The following is a 17,989-nucleotide window of genomic DNA, read 5'->3' as shown; positions in this document are numbered from 1 at the left end:
CTGCCTATCACCTCGCACTGACACCGCCAGGGGGCCGTTCGTTCGGGGCCGCGTGTGCGGAGTTGTCGTCACCTCACCAGAGCCTGGGCGTAGGGCACCAGGCGGACGGGGCCGGAGAGGCCGTATGCCTGGCGGGAGGCCGTGCCGAAGACCGCGGGCCGGCTGACGCGGAGGCGGTTGATGAGCGGGGTCGCCACCTCCACCTCGATCACGTTGGTGCCGGGGCGCAGATGTTCGCCGAGGTCGACGACCGGGCGGAGGCGGTCGGCCGGGGGCAGCCGGGTGCCGTTGACCGAGACCCGGAACGTGTCGCTGACCGTGCCCAGTTCGAGGTAGGCGCCGTGGGAGGAGGTCCAGTCGGCGGGCAGGGGCACGGTGGTGCGGTAGCGGCCGATGCCCGCGGAGTCGGCCAGTTCGGGGATCTGGGACCAGGGCAGCAGGGCGTCGAGCGTGAGGGTGCGCCGGACGATGTCGGTGTCGGTCGCCTCCGTGCCGGGGTACCAGTCCTCGACGTCGAGCTGCCAGCGGTCCAGGGCCATCGGGCCGGGCACCGCGGGCAGGGCGGTGGTGGCGGTGCGGCCCCGGGAGAGGCGGGTGGTGTAGGTGCCGGCCCGCGCGGCGCGTACGGCCAGGCCGCGGTCGGTGAACACCACACGGTCGGCGTCGCTGTCCACGGCGTGCCGACGATGACCGTTGCGGTCGGCGAAGAGGCCCGGCCTGCCCAGGGCGACGACGGTGGCCTGTCCGGGTTCGAGGGTGACGTGCAGGGTGATGCCGTCGCCGTCCTCGGTGTAGCGGCCGACCCGGGTCGCCTCTCCCGTCCAGGGGTCGAGCAGGTAGGGGACGGTGGTGCCGCGCCGGGTGTGGCGCAGGGTGATGTCGTGGTCGATGGTCGCGACCGGAGGTTTGACCGTCTCGGCGTGCTTGCCGTTGCACAGGTAGTACAGGTCGGTGTCGCCGATGACGCGGTGGGCGTTGAGGAGGGTGGAGGGGGCCGCGTAGCGGGTGTCGGGGGTGATCCCGAGGGCGGCGAGGGCGTCGCCGACGGCAGTCTTGTCGGTGACGGCCTTGACCTGCGGCAGGGCGAGCAGGCTCGCGAGAACCTCGCGCAGTCGGCCCGTCTCGTCCTGGCCGGGCACGCCGGGGGTCAGGGCTTGGTCGAAGGCGCCGAACAGGACCATGGGCAGTCCTGCCCGGGCCAGGTTCAACAGCTTGCGGACGTCGGCGAGGGCCAGGGTCGGGGTGGAGCCGTAGAAGAAGTCGCCTTCGACGAACAGGGCCTTGTAGGCGGGGCCGTCGGGCGCCAGGCGGCCGTCCTTGACGCGGGCGCTGGGCAGGTCGAGCAGGGGGCCGCTGAGGAACTGGTGGGTCCAGCCGAGCGGGACGCCGGTCGCGGTGAACCAGGAGGCGCCGATTCCGGTGGCGGTGTAGCCGGTCTGCCGGAAGACGGCGACGTCGGCTCGCGCCGTGCCGGTCTGGAGTACCTGGTGGACGCGGCCGAGGTAGCCGGCGATGTCCGGCAGGTGCCGCCAGGTGGGCTGTCTGGGGCCCCACGACTCGCCGTAGCCGGGTGCGCCGTTGTACGGGCTGAAGGCGGCGAAGCCGGGCCAGCCGACGCCCGGGGCGGTCGCGTACGAGAACCCGTGCACCACCGTCTGGTTGACGCCGGCGGCGTAGGCGCCGCCCATGGTGCGCAGGAACCGGTCCCAGGTGGTGCTGTACGCCGAGCCGTTGTAGGCGCCCGACTCGCAGGACAGCACGGTGTGCCCGGCCATGTCCCGGCCGCCCGCCAGACAGCGGTAGTCGTCCAGGTTCTTGAACCCGAGCGACTCTCCCTCGGGGATGTCGAGGATGGCCGCCGAGGCGATGGCGTCGGTCTGAAGGCCGTAGGGCTGGGACCGCAGTTCCATGCCGAGGGAGTGCGCCCAGTCCCGCAGGGCGGTGATGTGGTGGGTGTTGAACAGGTGGGAGACGGTCTCCCAGAAGTCGTGCCGGATCTGCCGGGTGATCTGTGCCTCGAAGGCGAAGACCTGGTTGCTCTTGTCCAGGACGAGCGCCGGCAGATACGGCAGCAGCGGGCGGCCGGTGCGTTTCTCGAAGGCGTCGGGCAGGGCCGAGGTCCACACGAGAGCGTCGGTCTCCAACTCGACGGAGTCCTCGAAGAAGGCGCCGCCCGCGGCCTTGAGAAGTCGGCGCACGGTGCCGGTCAGGACGGAGCGGTCCCAGAAGCCGGTGACGGCCGCGGTGCCGGCCGGGCTGAAGTGGTCGACGACGTAGGCGGCCGGGGCGGAGTGCGGGCCCGACTCGGGCTGCTGGGCGGTGCCGCGCTGCCAGTAGGAGATCAGCAGCCAGTCGCCCTCGGCGGGAGCCGTCCAGGTGAGCCGGCCGTCCTCGACGGTGGCGGTCAGGTCCTGGACGCTCGCGAGGTCGAGACCGGTCTCCTTGCGGGTGGCGTTGGCGGGTTCGACACGGGCCGCCTGGACGGCGAGCAGAGTGCGCCGGGTGACCGCGTCGGCGGCCGGGCGTACGGGCTCGGGTACGGGGCCCTGATAGGTGGTGCCCGCGGCGACGGAGGCGCGTCCGTAGGCGAGTTCCTGGGCGGCCGCCTCGTCGTCGGGGGTGACGCCGGGGACGGCGACGGGCCAGCTGGGGCCGAGGGTGAGGTCGACGGTCAGACCGCGGCGGGCGGCCTGGCGCAGGGCGGCCTCGACGCCCTCCCGCCAGGGGGTGCTGCCCCAGCCGAAGTGCGCGGTGTCGAGGACGGACTTGTCCTTGATGCTGTGATGAACGGCGGCGATCTCGGCCCCGCCGAACCCGGCGTCGGCGATCTGGTCGATCTCGCGGGCGATCTCCGTCGGGTCGACGAGTCCGTCGGGCCACCACCAGCGGAACTTGGGGCGCACGGAGCGCGGGGGAGCGGCGAACCAGCCGCCCGGCAGCGGCTGACCACCGGTCAGGGGCGCGGCGGCGGCGCTCGTCGCGGTGGTCGCGGTCAGCACGGTGGCAGTGCCTGCTGCCAGGGAGGCGGCCAGCACCGCGCGCCGGGATATCCCGGCACGCTGCGGGTTGTGCTTCTGCATGGTTCGCCCCTCGAGAAGTGAAACGTTTCAATCACCTGTAAACGCCGGAACGTTAAGCCTGGACCGCCTGGAGGGTCAAGATCGGCGCACGAAGTTTTCCGCGACTGCCGCAGCGCGACATTCGTACAAGACGCACGGCCGACAGCTCGGCCACCGTGCCGTACATGACTACGCACAACGTCAACCAGGGGCACGGGATGCACGTGGTCCACGACGGCCCGCAGCAGGCGCCGCCGTTGTTGCTCATCCATGGGTCGGGGGCCTCGAACCGCTTCTGGAGTCCGGTGGTGCCCTCCCTCGCCCACCGGCACCGCGTCATCCGGGTCGACCTCCCGGGCCACGGCCAGTCCCCTCCCGCCACGTCGTACGACGTACCCGAGCAGGCGGCCCGCCTGGCCGCCGCGCTCGATGAACTCGGCCTGCGCCAGGTCACCGTGGCCGGACACTCCAGCGGCGGCTACATCGCCACCGCCCTCGCCGCACAGCGCCCCGACCTGGTGACGTCGCTGGCCCTGATCAGCAGCGGCCCGAGCCTCGATGCGCTCCTCCCGCAACCCGCCCTCCTCCGGGTCCTGACCGCCCCACCGCTCGGCCCGCTCCTGTGGCCGATCCGCTCGGACGCGATGCTCCGCCAAGGGATGGCGGCCACCTGCCACCGCCCGGTGAGCCTCCCCGACGAACTGATCGCCGACGTCCGGGGCATCGGCTACCGCACGCTGAGAGCGGTGCTGCGCGCGAACACCGCGTACATCGCCGACCGGAGCCTGCCCGACCGCCTCACCGCACTCGGCCTCCCGCTCCTGGTGATCTTCGGGGCCGCCGACCCACGCTGGGATCCCTCGTCGGCGCACGACTACGGCAAGGTGCGGGGCGCGCGGGTCGAGCAGCTGGCGGAGGTCGGGCACCTCCCCATGCTCGAAGCACCGGAGACGACAGGCGAGTTGCTCCTTCGCTTCGCGGTCACGGTCCGCTGACGCCGATCGCCTAGCCTGGTCTCGTGTGGCCGAACGAGTCACCGCCCGACTGGTCGGCGGTGGAGATCGCAGTGCCGCGGCAGCCCTGCCGACTGCCGGGCATCAGCATGGCCGGATTCCGGCAACATGCCCCGGCGGCCGCGGACATCACCATGGTCGCGCACCCCGCGGTCACGCTGATCGTGGACCTGAGCGTAGGGGACCGCCTCGCCTACGACGGCCCCGACCGGCGCGCGTACGGCAGCGTCGTCGTGGGACTGGCCCCGGGCGCTCTCCGTGTCAGCGGTCGGGCGGCCGGGGGAATCGCGTGTCTCCAGATCCGGCTGTCACCGCTCGTGGCGGCCGCGGTGCTCCGCGCGCCGACCGAACTCAGCGGCGCGGTGGTCGCCTTGGACGACGTCCTGGGCCGCGCGGCCGGAAGGATCGAGGACCGGCTGCGCGCGGCCGCCTCTTGGGACGAACGGTTCACGATCGCACGGGATGCCCTGGAACGATGGCTGAGCGCCGCCCCGTCGCTCGATCCGGAAGTGGCCGTGGCCTGGTCGCGGATACGCGCCGACCGGGGGCGGGTGCGGGTCGACGACCTGGCCGACCAGCTGAGTTGGAGCCGTAAGCGCCTGTGGTCCCGCTTCCGGGCCCAGGTCGGCCTCACCCCCAAATACGCCGCCCGGCTGGTGCGCTTCGACCACGCCGCCCACCTTCTGGCCGCGGGCGGCGGCGCCGCCGCGGTGGCTGTGGCGAGCGGTTACGTCGACCAGTCCCATCTGCACCGCGAGGTCAGGGCGTTCACGGGGGTGACGCCCGTCGCCGTGGCCGCCGCACCCTGGCTCGCGATCGACGACGTGGCGTGGCCGACGTCGTAGGCAGGGCTGGTGCCCTTGGGGCGCGCTTCGGGTTACCGGCCGTGCAGCCAGATCCGCAGCGGACCGAGAGGCTCGAATCCGTGGCGGACGGCTGCCGCCAGGTCGTCACCCTGCTCGTAGCCGACCACCGGCAGGTCGGGGAACAGTCCGTGCAGCGCGTCCAGTACGACGGGCCAGGCCGCGTCAGGTCCGCCGTGCGGTGCGAAGACATTGGAGATGCCGACCACGTGGTCGCTGCGGTTCGCGACCGCCCCGGCGACGATCCGGCCGTCGGCGGAGCGTCCGGCGAGGACGAACGTGGCCGGGTCGTCGAGCAGTTCGGGCCGGAAGAGGTCGGCGTCGCCGTTCCCGTCGTCCCAGGCGAGCGCCCAGGCACGCAGGGTGTCCGGGTCGCCCACCACGTCCCAGGCGAGATCCGACGCGGGGGCCGGCGTGGTCGCCGGGCGGTGGATCCACTGTGCCTCGAACAGCACGTGGAAGCCGGCCTCCGTCAGGTCGAGGTCGGCGAAGCTGTCCTTGACGGAGGCGCCGGGGGCATCGGTGTCGATCGTGACCGCCAGCGCAGCCGGATCGGCGTCCGGCACGAGCGTCACCGCGTCCGGGTAGTAGGGAGGCGTGCGAGACGAGACGGTCCAGGCCTGGGCCCCGAACTCGCCCGCCAGGCCGTGCGATCGGCTCATGGCCGCGCACCACTGCGCGTTGTTGCGGGCTGCGGCCAGGACCAGGAGCTGCTGGGAAGTCGTCACGAGTGTGGATCATGACGACTCCGGACCTGTCCGTCGACCGGATTTCCGTCGGCCGCTGCGAACGATCGCGTACCTGGACGCGCTCAGTGGTCGCCCGCCGTCCGCCGCCCGTCGCGCGTCGCCCGGCTACGGAGCCACTGGGCGGGGGAGCGGCTGACGCCAGTCGCCCAGAGTCGTGAGGAGGAACTGACGGGCGAGTGCTCGTATCTCGTCCCACGCGGGGTCCGTGCCCAGGGCGTCGGCCCAGAGACCGGTGCGGCCGGCGGCGTCGATCTCGCCGAGGCGACGGCCGATGGCCCGCAGATCGGGCAGCTCACCCGACTCGAAGACACCGCGCTCCGCGAGACCTTCGCAGACGCGGCAGACAAGCTCCGCCTCTTCGACGACGGACTCCGCATCCAGCTCACGCTCGCCCAGCCAGGCGAGCTGATCCTGGGCGTCGGCCGCGAGGAGGGTCATGAATCGCAGCGTCCAACTGCGCAGCTTCGCGTCGCCGAGAGGGTTCATGCGTGCAGGATCGCATCTCGCTTTCGCCGGCAGCCGTCGTGCTCCACCCCATAGGAGGTGGGACCGGGGGATTGCGGGGCAACCGGACAGGAAGCAACAGCCGTACGACAAGGAGCGTTCACGCCATGGGTAGCGCTGTCCATGTCCCACAGACCCGGGACATGATCGGGGAGGAGCTCTCCGGAGACGAGGCGTTCACCGCGTTGCGCCACTACGGCGGGCTGCGGCTGCTTGCCGACTCCTTCGCCCGGTTCCGGTACGCCGACGGCTTCAGCAACGCGCGGGCGCTCGCCTTCCAGGTGGTCCTGGGCCTGCTTCCGTGCACCGTGGCGCTCGTCGGGCTGGCCACGTCCGTGCACACGGAGAGCCTGGGCCGGGTCATCGAGCTCACGCTCGGCCGTATCGTGCCCGGTGCCAGCGCCGAGATCGTCGAGGACGCCTTCGACGGGGCGCGCCGCACCGCGGACGGTGATGTGTGGAGCACCCTCGCCCTGTGGCTCGGTACCGGCTTCGCCCTGTTGAACCTCGCCTCGGCGATGGGCCAGATCGAGCGCGGCGCGAACCGTATCTACGGCATCGAGCGGGACCGGCCCTTCCCGCGCAAGTACGCGCGGGCCATGGCACTCGCGTTCGCCGCCGGACTGCCTCTGGTACTGGGATTCGTCGTGCTGGTCGCCGGGCGGGCGGTCGGTGACGCGGTGGCGGAGACGGCCGGCTGGGCAGGGGGCACGGCGCGGTGGTGGGGCGTGCTCGACATTCCCGTGGGGTTCCTGCTGGCCTGGATGGCCTCTGCCGTGATTTTCCGCTGGTCCCCGCGCCGTCGCCAACCCGGTTACACCTGGCTGGCGTTCGGCTCGGCCGTACACCTCCTGCTGTGGGTGTCGGCCACCTGGCTGCTCGCCCTGTACGTCGAGGGAAGCGGTGCCTTCGGAGGGGTGTACGGGCCGCTCACCGCGTTCATCGCCCTGCTGCTGTGGGCCAACCTCACCGCCGTCGCGCTCTTCCTGGGCATCGCCTTCGCCGCCCAACTGGAAGCGGCCCGCGCCGGCATCGAATCGGCCGTCCACCCGGATCCCGGACCGGGGCCGTGACACCGTCCGATGGGACCCCTGCCCGAGGATCCGTCCCTGCGCCCGTCTTCGCGAGGCCGGAAACTGACGCGCTGCTCGACGACTTCTACGCTTGGACCTCCCCCGGAAGGGGCACCCACAGCCGCTGTCACCTCACGGCCCTTGGCCTCCGGGCCGCCCCGGGGCTCTCCTTCGGGGCGGCCCGGAGGCCGAGGACGGTGAGGTGTGCCGGCAGAAGAGAGGATCCGCGTGGCTGGGGCCGGCGATCTAGCGGGTGGCTCCGGTGTGCTCCCGCGCAGTCGCCGCCTCGCTCGCCGTCGTCCCGGCCCCCGGCTCGGCGCTCTGCTTCGCGAACCTGCGTCGGCTCGGCAGGATGGCGAAGACGATCAGTGTTCCGGCGGCCATGATGATCCCGCCGATGAGGCTGGTCTGGGCGACTCCGTGGGCGAAGGCCTGGTGGACGGCGTCCACGGCGGCCTGGGCGTGCTGGGGCCCGGCGGAGGGATCCTGCGCGACCCGCTCCGCGACGGCCAGGCCGGCGCCGACCGAGTCCTTGGCGATCTCCATCGCCTCGCCCGGGAGCCGGTTGCCCACCAGGTCGGTCAGCTCGTCCCGGTAGGCCGTGCCCAGCAGCGAGCCCAGCACCGCGATGCCCAGCGCCCCGCCCAGCTCCAGCGCGGTGTCGTTGACACCTCCGCCGACGCCCAGCTCGGACTCGGGGAAGGAGCCCATGATCGTGTCGGTCGCCGGGGAGATGGCCAGTCCGAGAGCGAGGCCCAGCATCATCAGCGGCGTCAGGAAGTCCCCGTACGTCGATCCCTTGTCGATCTGAGTGAGCAGGAACATGCCCGCCGTGCCGATGACCAGGCCGGTCACGACCATCGGCTTCACCCCCAGCTTCGGGGTGAGTATCCCGGTCACCGCGGACCCGAGGAACACCGCACCGCCCAGCGGCAGCAGCCGTAGGCCCGTGTCCAGGGCGTCGTATCCGAGGACGAACTGCAGGAACTGCGTCGAGTAGTAGAGCACGGCGAACATACCGAAGAAGAAGAACATCACCGCGAGCATCGAACCGCTGAAGGGCCGCAGCGCGAACTTCCTGACGTCCAGCATCGGGTGCGGGTGCCGCAGCTCCCAGGCGACGAAGGCGACCAGACCGACACCGGCGACCACGGCGGCGGTGACGGGGCCGACGCCCCAGCCGGAGTGCGGGCCCTCGATGGCGGCGTAGATCAGGGAGCCGACGGTGACGATCGACAGCAGGCCACCGACGTAGTCGATCCGGCCCATGCCCTCCGCCTTGGACGGCGGTACCAGGGCGAGCGCGCCGAACACGGCGAGGAGGGCGATCGGCACGTTGATCAGGAAGGTCGAGCCCCAGGCGTGGTCCTCGAGCAGCCAGCCGGAGACGAGCGGGCCGACGGCCACCGCCACCCCGGAGGTCGCGGCCCAGGCGGTGATGGCCTTGGCCCGCTCGCTCCGGGGGAAGGTCGCGACCACGAGGGACAGCGTGGCCGGCATCACGACCGCGGCACCGATACCCATGATCGCGCGGGCCACGATGACCAGCGAGGTCTCGTCGACCATGCTCCCCATCACCGAACCGGCGGCGAAGATCAGCAGACCGGTGACCAGCGCGCCGCGCCGGCTGTACTTGTCGCCGATCGCGCCCAGCACCAGCATCAGCGCCGCGTACGGAACGGTGTAGCTGTCGACGACCCACTGCAGATCACTGCTGCTCAGGCCCAGGTCGGTGGTCATGTCGGGGGCGGCGACGATCAGCGACGTGTTCGCCATCACCGTGATCAGCAGGCTCAGACACAGGACGAGCAGCGCCCACCAGCGCCGCGCGTACGGCCCGGGCATCTTTTCCACCGGGGTATTTGCAAGGAAGGGCATCAGTAGCTCCTGAAGGGACGGGGCGGACGAGCGGAATTTCTTGGTCGCCCATCGGTCGGGGGGCAGGTTTTGCTCCGTAGCGCTCAGTGGCTCGGGGCAATCGCCAGTTCGCGCAGGCGGGCGTTGTTATGCAGCGACCACCGCATGGTCCGCGGCGGGCGTCCGAGCAGGGTTTCCAGTTGGTCGGAGAGGACGTCGTACCGTCCGCCGGCGATCAGCCTGGTCTGGATCCTGAGGTGCGCCGCCACATGCCGGGCCACAGCCGGGTCGCCCAGGGACTCCTGGAGGAGGGTCTCGTCAAGGAAGGCCTCGTTCCAGGCCTCCACTTCCTCGGGGATGTAGACGACCTGGCGTTCCAGCGCGGCCGCGTAGTCCTCAGCGAACCCGTGCATGTCCTTCAGCTCCGGGCCGGTGAGCTCGTAGGACTTCGAGATGTGCGGTGCGGGGTCGACCAGGATCTTCACGCACACCTCTGCCAGGTCGTGCACGGCGATGGGCGCGAGCCGCTGGTCGCCGAAGGGCAGGCGCAGTTCACCGTTGCTCAGCGGGCCCAGTTGCATCCAGGTCAGATGGGGGTTCTCGGCGAACAGGGTCGCGCGCACGTTGACGGTCGGGAGGCCGGACCAGTCCAGCACCTGCTCGCAGACCCAGTGCGCCCGCTGCTGCGGTGACCAGTCCGTGACCAGTCCGCCGAGCCAGGAACGCCGCTCCTCATCGGGCGTGGTCATCTTCTCGAGCGTCATGTACGACTGCTCATAGTTGGACAGGTGCACGAAGGCCTCGATGTCGCCCTGGGCTCGCGCCGCCGCGGCCATCACGGTGAGGGCATCGGCGTAGTACGGCTGCGGGGTCATGCTGAAGTAGATGCGCCGGACACCCTTCAACGCGGCGGCCACGTCCGCGAGTTTGAGCAGGTCGCCGACGAAGACCTCTGCCCCGGCCTCGCGCAGCGACTGCGCGCGTTCGTCGTCCCGCCGCACGAACGCACGCACCGGGTGGCCCTGTTCGAGCAGCATGTCGATCATCACCCTGCTCACACCACCGACTTGGCCGCCGGCGCCGGTGATCAGAATGGGATTGCGCTCCGACATTGTTGTGTCCTTCGGTTTCCTCACCGATGAAGGTGAGGCGAGTGGGTGACGGGCTGAGATCTCAGGCCTGGAGGGCCGCGTCGGTGTCCGCGATGGCCAGCATCCTGTTGATGTCGGCGCCGGCGAGTGCGCCGGCTGCTGCGGAGGCCCCGACCTGGGCGACCAGGTCGGTGACGTTGCCGGCCACCCACACGCCCGGCACCTCGGTGACGCCGGACTTGCCGGAGGCGAAACCGCGGCCCATGTTCGGCAGGTCCTGCACCGGCAGGCCCAGGCCTTCCAGGCCCTGGGTGCGGGCCTGCATCGGCGCGGCGACCGCGAGGACGCGGCGGGCCACGACCTGGCCGTCGGCCAGGCGCACCCCGGCGAGGGCACCGTCCTCGTCGTCGACGACCTCGGCGACCGGGGTGTCGATGACGCGGATGCCGCGGGCGGCGAAACGGGCGCGGCTGTCCTCGTCCAGGTCGGTGCCGTGGGTGAAGTAGGTCAGGTCCTCGGTCAGCTGGCGGAACAGATACGCGTGGCCGATGGAGGCGGGGCCGGTGGCGAGGATGCCGATGGGCTCGTCGCGCACCTCGTAGCCGTGGCAGTACGGGCAGTGCACCACGCTGTGTCCCCAGTGCTCGGCGAGCCCGGGCACCTCCGGCAGCACATCCTTCAGGCCGGTGGCCACCAGGATGCGGCGGGCGTTGATGTGACGGCCGTCGGCCAGGGTGACGGTGAACCGCAGGTCCCCGTCCGTCGACGGGGCGGCGGGCTCGGCCGAGACCACCTGACCGTGGGTGACGCGTCCGCCGTACTGGCGCACCTGCTCCCGGCCCCGTCGAAGGATCTCGGAGGGCGGGGTGCCGTCCAGGGCGAGGAGGCCGTGCACGGCCTCGGCGGGTGCGTTGCGCGGGGAGCCGCTGTCGATCACGACGACCGAGCGGCGGGAGCGGGCGAGGATCAGTGCACCGTTCAGCCCGGCGGCGCCCCCGCCGATCACCACCGCGTCGACGGTCTCCTCGGCCAGTGCGTCGCTCTCGTACGGAGGAGTCGTCGCAGCCGTGGCCTCCATGGCTTCCTGCTTTTCCTTGTCAGTCATGGTTCGGTCATTCCTTCGAGTTCTGGGTGGTTGGAGGGGGTCAGCTGTTCAGAAAGCCGAGGCTGTGGTCGGCGACCGTCTTGGGCTGTTGTGGAGAGCCCGGCCCCGGTTTCCTTGGGATGGGCGGGCGTGCACGCAGCCTGTTCGGTGAGCTCAGAACCGTTATGGACTGAACAGTAAGAAACCTAGACGGTTCTGTACTGAGGTGTCAAGAACGGCAGGTTGTCCCTCGCTCGCGATCCGTTCCGAGATCGCCTCGGGGGTCTCGATGTGCAGGAAGTGACCGACTGCGGGCAGGACACAGCCGTCAGCGGCACGGATGAATCGCCGGGCCGGAGTCGTACAGCTCGGACGTCTCGAAGTTCCAGAGCCAGGCCTCGCCGGGCTCGTACCTGCGGATTACCGGATGGCCGGTGTCCCGGCAGTCGCCGGTGGCGTGTAGCCGGCCCCGCTGGGCGGGACGCCGGGGTCGACTCCGGCGTCCTTGGTCAGGAGGGCTACTGGGCCGGGTCGGGGACGGTGACGGGGTCGGTGGCGGTGAGGGGGAGCAGTACCTGGAAGCGGGTGTCGCCGGGTACGGACTCGACTTTCAGGTCACCGTGGTGCTTGTTGACGACGATCCGCCAGGAGATGTCGAGCCCCAGCCCGGTGCCCTCGCCCACCGGCTTGGTGGTGAAGAACGGGTCGAAGATCCGGCCGCGGATCTCGGCCGGCACTCCCGGGCCCGTGTCGCGGAACTCCACCAGCAGCCGGTCGTGCACCAGAGCGGTGCGTACGGTCAACGTCCCTTCGCCGCCTGCGCTGTTGATGGCGGAGACCGCGTTGTCGATCAGGTTGGTCCACACCTGGTTCAGTTCGGCCGGGTAGGCCGGAATCCTCGGCACCGAACGGTCGTACTCCTTCACGACCTTGACCTGTGGACCGATCTTGCCCGACAGCATCAGCAGCGTGCTGTCGAGGAGTTCGTGGACATCGGCGACCTGGTAGGGCGCGCGGTCCAGCTGCGAGTACTGCTTGGCGGCGTCGACCAGGTGCGAGATACGGGTGGTGGAGTCCTCGATCTCGGACATCAACAGCTCGGTCTCGACCGTGTAGGTGAGCCACCCGATGGCACTCTGCAGGATCTCCTCCTGGTCGCATGCCGCCGCGATCTGCTCCAGCCAGTCGACGTCGAGACCGCCCTGCACGAAGGTCGGCGCGATCTGCCAGCCGTCCTGGATGCCGTGGTCGTCGAGCCAGTCGGCGAGTTCGTCCTCCCGGTCGGACGCTTCGAGCGGGCTCAGCGCCGGCGCGTTGGAGACCCGCTCGGCCGTACGCTCCTGGAGGTCGACCAGGGCCTTCAGGACGTCGTGGTGATAGTCGCCCGAGGCGATGGCGCCGAGTTTGTAGCGCATGTGCGCGACCCGGTCCCTGAGCGAGGAGGTAGCCCGTACGGCGGCCGTGGCCGGGTTGTTGAGCTCATGGGTGAGACCCGCGGACAGCGACCCCAGCGCCAGCAGCCGTTCGCGCTGCCCGACGGCCCGCTGAAAGGTCTGTGAACCGAGGGTGAGCCCCTCCAGGAGATGGACCGCCATCGGGAACCACTCGTGGATGACGTTCGCGAACGATTCGGCGGGCAGGACGAAGAACCGCGTCGGCTCCGACACCCGCAGCGAGTTCATGTACCGCTGCGGTTTCCCGTCCCAGAGGTACGCCATCACGGCCCCCGCGTACACCCCTGGCTGGGACGTGCGGCTCACCTCGATGTCGTCGCTGCCCACCCGGCGCGACATGACGAGCGTGCCCTCGATCATCACGTAGAGGTCGGTCGCCGGGTCACCTTCGGCGAAAACAGGCCCGGGGTCGAACAGTTCGACCCGTCCCTCGCTGCACAGCCTGCCGAGCTGATCGGAGTTCAGCTTCTCGAAGAGGAACAGCGAGCTGATCTCCGCCGCGCTGCACGGCATCAACCGCCCGCTCACGACTGCTCCAGATACCGGTGGACGAGCATCACGGCCATGGCTCCCTCTCCGACGGCGGACGCGACGCGTTTGGCGGACTCCGCGCGCGCGTCCCCGGCGACGAACACGCCGGGGATGTTGGTCTCCAGGTGGTACGGAGGCCGGTCCAGCCCCCAGTCGGCCGGTGGCCGCCCGTCGGCGGTCAGATCGGGCCCGGCGAGGATGAACCCTCGCTCGTCCCGCAGCACCGTCCCCTCCAGCCAGTCGGTCAGCGGGGCCGCGCCGATGAACACGAACAGCCACTTCGCGTCGACCCGTTCGGTCTGCCCGCTCGTCGTGTCACGCAACGTCAGCTGTTCCAGCTGGTTGTCGCCGTGCGCGGCCTCGACGACCGTGCGGGCCCGCACCGAGATGTTCGGCGAGTCGGCGATCTGCTGGATCAGGTAGTGAGACATCGACGCGGTGAGGTCCGCTCCACGCACCAGCAGCGTGACCGACTTGGCGCCCCTGGCCAGGTACATCGCCGCCTGCCCGGCCGAGTTGGCGCCGCCGACGATGTACACGTCGTGGCCCTGGCAGCCGGCGGCCTCGGTGAGCGCGGACCCGTAGAACACACCGCGGCCCGACAACTCGTCGGCACCCGGCGTCTCCAGCTGCCGGTAGGACACACCGGTCGCCAGGATCACGCTGTGCGCCGCGATCTGTGACCCGTCCGCGAACCGTACGAGCCGCGCCGCCCCGCTGCTCTCCAGACCGGTCACCTCCCGCGCGGTAAGGATCTCGGCGCCGAACTTGGTGGCCTGCCGTCGCGCCCGGTCGGTGAGCTGGCCGCCGGACACCCCGTCCGGGAAGCCCAGGTAGTTCTCGATCCGCGAACTCTGCCCGGCCTGCCCGCCGGTCGCCGACCGCTCCACCAGCACCGTACGCAGGCCCTCCGAGGCCCCGTACACCGCGGCACCGAGTCCGGCCGGGCCGCCGCCGATCACGACGAGGTCGTAGAAGTCGGCAGTCGGGGTTGTGGCGAGACCCACATGGGCGGCCAGTTCGGGTACCTCCGGCTCGACGAGCGCCGTACCGTCAGCCGTGATCACCACCGGCAGCCGCTGCCCGTCCTGTCCCGCGGCGGTCAGCAGCCGCCGCCCCTCGGGTTCCTCGGTGGAGTACCAGCGGTAGGGCACCTGGTTGCGGGCCAGGAACTCCCGTACGTCCGACGAGCGGGCCGACCAGCGGTGACCGACGACTTTGGTGCTCGGCACCGGCCGGAAGTCACTGCACCGCCAGGCCTCCAGCAGGTCGTCGAGGACCGGGTAGAGCTTCTCCTCCGGTGGGTCCCAGGGCTTGAGGAGGTAGTGGTCGAGGTCGACGACGTTGATCGCGTCGATCGCCGCGTTGGTGTCCGCGTACGCGGTCAGGAGCACGCGGCGGGCGCCCGGGTAGATGTCCAGGGCCTGTTCGAGGAACTCGATGCCGTTCATCTGCGGCATGCGGTAGTCGGCCAGGATCACCGCCACGAGGTCGCCGCGCAGCTTCAGCTCCCGCAGCGCCTCCAGCGCGGACTCGCCGGACTCGGCGCGCACGATCCGGTACGACTCGCCGTAGCGCCGCCGCAGGTCACGGGCGACGGCACGGGACACCCCGGGATCGTCGTCCACGGTCATGATGACGGTCCGCGCTGTTTCGGCGGCCTGTGCCATACGTCTCCCACCCTGAGTGATTGGATGACCGGTCGGCGCCGGCTCGGTGCCGTGCCGCCTTTGAGGCGTCGTAGGTTCGTCGCTCTGCTTCGCTCCGGACAGCTCCGCCGCGAGCCGAGCACGCGGAGTGCGTTGCCCTTCGGGTCCACCCGTGTGGTCCAGGACTGCCGCGCCCCGAAGGTCGTCAGCCGGTCGATCTCGGCCTGCCGGTCCGCCCCGCGCCGACCGTCCCGGTGGTCTCGCCGCGAGGCTCGAGTGATCCGCTACTCGGCCCATGCCGCGATCCGTTCCGCGATCGCCTCGGGGGCCTCGATGTGCAGGAAGTGACCGACGTCGGGGACGACCTCCATCGCGTGCGGGGCGGCGAACCGATGTCGGTCGTCGACCTGCGGGGGGAGGAAGCAGCCGTCGTCGGCACCGAAGAGCTGCAACAGGGGCACCGTGATCGGCTGAGACAGGCGGCGCGACGCCCTGAGCATGCCGGGTCGCAGCATCTCCCGGTAGTACTTGATGGGCGCGGGCATGCTCGCCCGCAGGTCCTCGTGCAGCTCCGCCTGGAGAGCTGGATCGAGCGAGAGGTCGGGCGACCACTGACGCCAGAGGCGGTCGATGAAGGCGAGATCGCGGGCGGAGGCTATCCAGCCGCTTCCCGGCAGTTGGAAGAGCCCCATGTACCAGATCCGGCGTAGCTGAGCGAGACGCGGCCGACTCAGCAACGTGAGGGGGTGGGGGACTGCGAGCGTGACCGCGCGTTCGATCCGCTCGGGCGCGGTGACGGCGGCATCGTAGGTGAGCAGGGCGCCCCAGTCGTGGCCGACCAACTCCACGGCCCGCCCCGGAGACCAGCGGTCGATCAGCGCGAGTACGTCGCCGGTGAGGGACGCGAAGTCGAACGGCCCCGCGGTCGGGGACGGCGCGTAACCTCGAAGCCAGGGTGCGACGACGTGACGTCCGCGGCGGCCGAGCTCGGCGAGGAAGGGCTTCGCGGTCGGTGGATGGTCCGGGAAGCCGTGCAGGACGAGCGTCGGCCGACCATCGGGATCACCACCTTGCAGCGCGTGAAAGGTGCCGTGTGGCAGGTCGAACGTGACGTGCTCGAACTTCATGCCGGCTTCGGTGTCTCTGGCTCTGGACATGTGCGTCTCCTCGGGCGCCGGGTGTACTGCGGGGTCAGGCGGCCAGTCGGTTGAGCTTGCGGATCTGTCCGTCGAAGGCGCGCGAGGGCACGATCCGGCGCAGGAGGCTGACGCGTCTGGCCATCGGGCCCGCGGGGTACCGGAGCTTGGGCTTGGAATCGGTGGCGGCCGCGACGATCACCTTCGCGACGACGTCCGGGTGGTCGGCGGTGCGCAGGGCCGTGGCCAGCACCTCTCGGGCGATCTTCCGCTGTGCGGCGTAGACCGACAGGGGCGAGTCGGGTGCCATGCTGCTCGCCTCGAAACTCGTACTTGTGTAGGCCGGCTCGACCAGCAGCATCCGCACGCCGTGCTCGCGAAGCTCGTGGTCGACGGACTCGGAGTAGCCCTCGACCGCATGCTTGGTGGCGGCGTAGACGGCCATGAAGGGTCCTGGGACCCGGCCTTGCATCGAGGCGACGTTGACCACGCGGCCGCTGCCCTGGGCGCGCATGTGGGGCAGCACCGCGTTTGTCATCCGCATCAGACCGAAGACGTTGATGTCGAAGACCTCCGTGGCCTGGTTGATCGAGCTCTCCTCGCCGGCGCCGACCAAGCCGACGCCTGCGTTGTTGACCAGGACGTCGATCCGGCCGAACCGCTCGATCACCTCCCCGACCAGGGAGTGGACCGAGTCGTCGTCGGCCACGTCGAGATCGAGGAACGTCACCCCGGCGAGCGGCTCGGTGTTCGCCGCGTTGCGGCTCGTGCCGACCACCGCGAATCCGGCACCCACGAGGGCGAGCGCTGCCGCCCGCCCGATCCCGGAGGAGGCGCCCGTCACGAGGGCCACTGGGGAAGCTGTCTGCATGGTGGTTCCTTCAGTCGTGGCCATGACCGACACGGTCCGCCGGCGGTCCTGCAAGCCCGGACCAAGCCGGTCCCGTGAGCTCAGGAGGGTTGTGTACTGAACAGTCGAAAACCTAGGCAGTTCTGTACTGACTTGTCAAGAAGGGTGGGTCGGCTTTACCGTCTTTGTATGGCGAGACCACGAAGCTTTGACCGCGACCACGTCCTCCATGCTGCCGAGCGGCAGTTCCGCTCCTCGGGCTACAACGGCACGAGCGTCGACGACATCAGCGCCGCCACCGGCCTGGGTCGCGGCAGCCTCTATGCCGCGTTCGACGGCAAGCACGGCGTGCTGCTGGAGGCGATGACGGGCTACTTCGCCCGGCTGGGGCAGGGCCCGCCGAAGATGCTCGCCGGACCGGACGAGGGTGCCATGGAACGACTGCACGCCTACCTGCTCCGCGCCGTCCACGGAGTGCCACTCGCCCCCGACGTACCCCCCGCCTCCGACCGGACGGAGGCGGCCTGCTTCGCCGCCAAGATGGCCCTGGAGATCGGCGCCTCCGATCCCGAGGTGAAACGCCTGGCCAAGGAGTGCTTCTCCGTTGTCGCGACGGCGGTGGCCGACTGTGTGCGAGCGGCGCAGCGCAACGGCGACATCGACCCCGACGCGGATCCCGACGACCTCGCGTTCCTTCTGCTGACCGTCATCCGCGGGAGCGATGTCGTGGGCGCGTACGGCCACAGCCCCGACCGCCTGACCTCGATCGCGGAGAGCGCGTTCGCCTTGCTGCCTCGCCCGCGCAACCACTGAGAAGGACACGGCCGGCCTCGTCGCACAGGAATGTGATGCGGCCGGCCCACTGAGGCGCCGTGAAAGCGCGGCCGGTAGGTTTCGCGCCGCCGGGAGGTCGTCTGGGCGGTTGGCGAAGAACTGCGCCCGCATCCAGTCGAGTTGCTGCACTGACAGACGGGGGTGCTTCGGCCGCCGCTCCGCCGACTCGGGCGGGTGCGGATCCGGCGATCCGGGAGCCCCATCAGTGCGCCAGCTTCAAGCCGGCCACGCATCCGACGATG

At 70.6% G+C, this 17,989-nt stretch carries 14 protein-coding genes; 4 read left to right on the top strand and 10 right to left on the bottom strand.

From position 1 onward, the window contains the following. Positions 1-68: 68 nt before the first annotated feature. Entirely contained in the window at positions 69-3,080 is a 3,012-nt protein-coding gene (locus tag ABKA17_RS36340) for a glycosyl hydrolase (protein WP_353696614.1), read from the bottom strand. A 164-nt stretch (positions 3,081-3,244) separates the two neighbouring features. On the opposite strand from ABKA17_RS36340, the gene ABKA17_RS36335 reads away from it, so the two are divergent. Next, positions 3,245-4,054: an alpha/beta fold hydrolase gene (locus ABKA17_RS36335; protein ID WP_353696613.1), complete on the top strand. Its 810-nt coding sequence runs from the start codon at positions 3,245-3,247 to the stop codon at positions 4,052-4,054. A gap of 107 nt (positions 4,055-4,161) precedes the next feature. Next, a complete protein-coding gene (locus ABKA17_RS36330) occupies positions 4,162-4,917 on the top strand; it encodes a helix-turn-helix domain-containing protein (RefSeq protein WP_502994493.1) in 756 nt (251 codons plus the stop codon). 32 nt (positions 4,918-4,949) lie between these two features. On the opposite strand, the gene ABKA17_RS36325 is transcribed toward ABKA17_RS36330, so the two are convergent. After that, complete coding sequence (locus ABKA17_RS36325) at positions 4,950-5,597, bottom strand: hypothetical protein (protein ID WP_502994492.1); 648 nt, start codon at positions 5,595-5,597, stop codon at positions 4,950-4,952. Positions 5,598-5,789: 192 nt separating this feature from the next. After that, positions 5,790-6,170 carry a hypothetical protein gene (locus ABKA17_RS36320; RefSeq protein WP_353696610.1) on the bottom strand — a complete coding sequence of 127 codons (381 nt, stop codon included), beginning with the start codon at positions 6,168-6,170 and terminating at the stop codon, positions 5,790-5,792. Positions 6,171-6,295: 125 nt separating this feature from the next. Here ABKA17_RS36320 and ABKA17_RS36315 point away from each other — a divergent pair, with 125 nt between their 5' ends. Then, the gene (locus ABKA17_RS36315) at positions 6,296-7,261 is read left to right on the top strand and encodes a YihY/virulence factor BrkB family protein (protein WP_353696609.1); all 966 of its coding nucleotides are present in this window, start codon (positions 6,296-6,298) and stop codon (positions 7,259-7,261) included. Between the two features lie 246 nt (positions 7,262-7,507). Here the strand turns inward: ABKA17_RS36315 and ABKA17_RS36310 are convergent, their stop codons facing one another. The 7 genes from ABKA17_RS36310 to ABKA17_RS36280 all read right to left on the bottom strand — a co-directional run bounded on the left by ABKA17_RS36310 (position 7,508) and on the right by ABKA17_RS36280 (position 16,934). Continuing rightward, positions 7,508-9,139, bottom strand: a complete 1,632-nt coding sequence (locus ABKA17_RS36310) for an MFS transporter (protein WP_353696608.1) — start codon at positions 9,137-9,139, stop codon at positions 7,508-7,510. An 83-nt stretch (positions 9,140-9,222) separates the two neighbouring features. After that, the gene (locus ABKA17_RS36305; protein WP_353696607.1) at positions 9,223-10,230 is read right to left on the bottom strand and encodes an NAD(P)H-binding protein; all 1,008 of its coding nucleotides are present in this window, start codon (positions 10,228-10,230) and stop codon (positions 9,223-9,225) included. Positions 10,231-10,291: 61 nt separating this feature from the next. Further along, positions 10,292-11,287 (bottom strand): NAD(P)/FAD-dependent oxidoreductase, encoded by a 996-nt coding sequence (locus ABKA17_RS36300; RefSeq protein ID WP_353696648.1) that lies wholly within the window; start codon positions 11,285-11,287, stop codon positions 10,292-10,294. A 524-nt stretch (positions 11,288-11,811) separates the two neighbouring features. Next, positions 11,812-13,260, bottom strand: coding sequence for an ATP-binding protein (locus ABKA17_RS36295; protein ID WP_502994491.1), 1,449 nt, complete (start codon positions 13,258-13,260; stop codon positions 11,812-11,814). Between the two features lie 11 nt (positions 13,261-13,271). Next, positions 13,272-14,948 carry an NAD(P)/FAD-dependent oxidoreductase gene (locus ABKA17_RS36290; protein ID WP_353696605.1) on the bottom strand — a complete coding sequence of 559 codons (1,677 nt, stop codon included), beginning with the start codon at positions 14,946-14,948 and terminating at the stop codon, positions 13,272-13,274. A 263-nt stretch (positions 14,949-15,211) separates the two neighbouring features. Next, positions 15,212-16,084, bottom strand: coding sequence for an alpha/beta fold hydrolase (locus ABKA17_RS36285; protein WP_353696604.1), 873 nt, complete (start codon positions 16,082-16,084; stop codon positions 15,212-15,214). Positions 16,085-16,118: 34 nt separating this feature from the next. Next, positions 16,119-16,934 carry an oxidoreductase gene (locus ABKA17_RS36280; protein ID WP_353696603.1) on the bottom strand — a complete coding sequence of 272 codons (816 nt, stop codon included), beginning with the start codon at positions 16,932-16,934 and terminating at the stop codon, positions 16,119-16,121. Between the two features lie 168 nt (positions 16,935-17,102). Between ABKA17_RS36280 and ABKA17_RS36275 the strand changes: the two genes are divergently transcribed. After that, positions 17,103-17,726 carry a TetR/AcrR family transcriptional regulator gene (locus ABKA17_RS36275; protein WP_353696602.1) on the top strand — a complete coding sequence of 208 codons (624 nt, stop codon included), beginning with the start codon at positions 17,103-17,105 and terminating at the stop codon, positions 17,724-17,726. Positions 17,727-17,989 lie beyond the last annotated feature (263 nt).

Source organism: Streptomyces sp. RG80, from assembly GCF_040446465.1.
In the GTDB taxonomy this organism is placed as follows: domain Bacteria; phylum Actinomycetota; class Actinomycetes; order Streptomycetales; family Streptomycetaceae; genus Streptomyces.
This window is presented reverse-complemented; position numbering and strand designations above follow the sequence as displayed.

Bases quoted from the DNA above. Each gene is read 5' to 3' on its own strand.
- ABKA17_RS36340 (WP_353696614.1), bottom strand. From the start codon at position 3,080: ATGCAGAAGCACAACCCGCAGCGTGCCGGGATATCCCGGCGCGCGGTG.
- ABKA17_RS36335 (WP_353696613.1), top strand. From the start codon at position 3,245: ATGACTACGCACAACGTCAACCAGGGGCACGGGATGCACGTGGTCCAC.
- ABKA17_RS36330 (WP_502994493.1), top strand. From the start codon at position 4,162: ATGGCCGGATTCCGGCAACATGCCCCGGCGGCCGCGGACATCACCATG.
- ABKA17_RS36325 (WP_502994492.1), bottom strand. From the start codon at position 5,597: ATGAGCCGATCGCACGGCCTGGCGGGCGAGTTCGGGGCCCAGGCCTGG.
- ABKA17_RS36320 (WP_353696610.1), bottom strand. From the start codon at position 6,170: ATGAACCCTCTCGGCGACGCGAAGCTGCGCAGTTGGACGCTGCGATTC.
- ABKA17_RS36315 (WP_353696609.1), top strand. From the start codon at position 6,296: ATGGGTAGCGCTGTCCATGTCCCACAGACCCGGGACATGATCGGGGAG.
- ABKA17_RS36310 (WP_353696608.1), bottom strand. From the start codon at position 9,139: ATGCCCTTCCTTGCAAATACCCCGGTGGAAAAGATGCCCGGGCCGTAC.
- ABKA17_RS36305 (WP_353696607.1), bottom strand. From the start codon at position 10,230: ATGTCGGAGCGCAATCCCATTCTGATCACCGGCGCCGGCGGCCAAGTC.
- ABKA17_RS36300 (WP_353696648.1), bottom strand. From the start codon at position 11,287: ATGGAGGCCACGGCTGCGACGACTCCTCCGTACGAGAGCGACGCACTG.
- ABKA17_RS36295 (WP_502994491.1), bottom strand. From the start codon at position 13,260: ATGCCGTGCAGCGCGGCGGAGATCAGCTCGCTGTTCCTCTTCGAGAAG.
- ABKA17_RS36290 (WP_353696605.1), bottom strand. From the start codon at position 14,948: ATGGCACAGGCCGCCGAAACAGCGCGGACCGTCATCATGACCGTGGAC.
- ABKA17_RS36285 (WP_353696604.1), bottom strand. From the start codon at position 16,084: ATGTCCAGAGCCAGAGACACCGAAGCCGGCATGAAGTTCGAGCACGTC.
- ABKA17_RS36280 (WP_353696603.1), bottom strand. From the start codon at position 16,934: ATGCAGACAGCTTCCCCAGTGGCCCTCGTGACGGGCGCCTCCTCCGGG.
- ABKA17_RS36275 (WP_353696602.1), top strand. From the start codon at position 17,103: ATGGCGAGACCACGAAGCTTTGACCGCGACCACGTCCTCCATGCTGCC.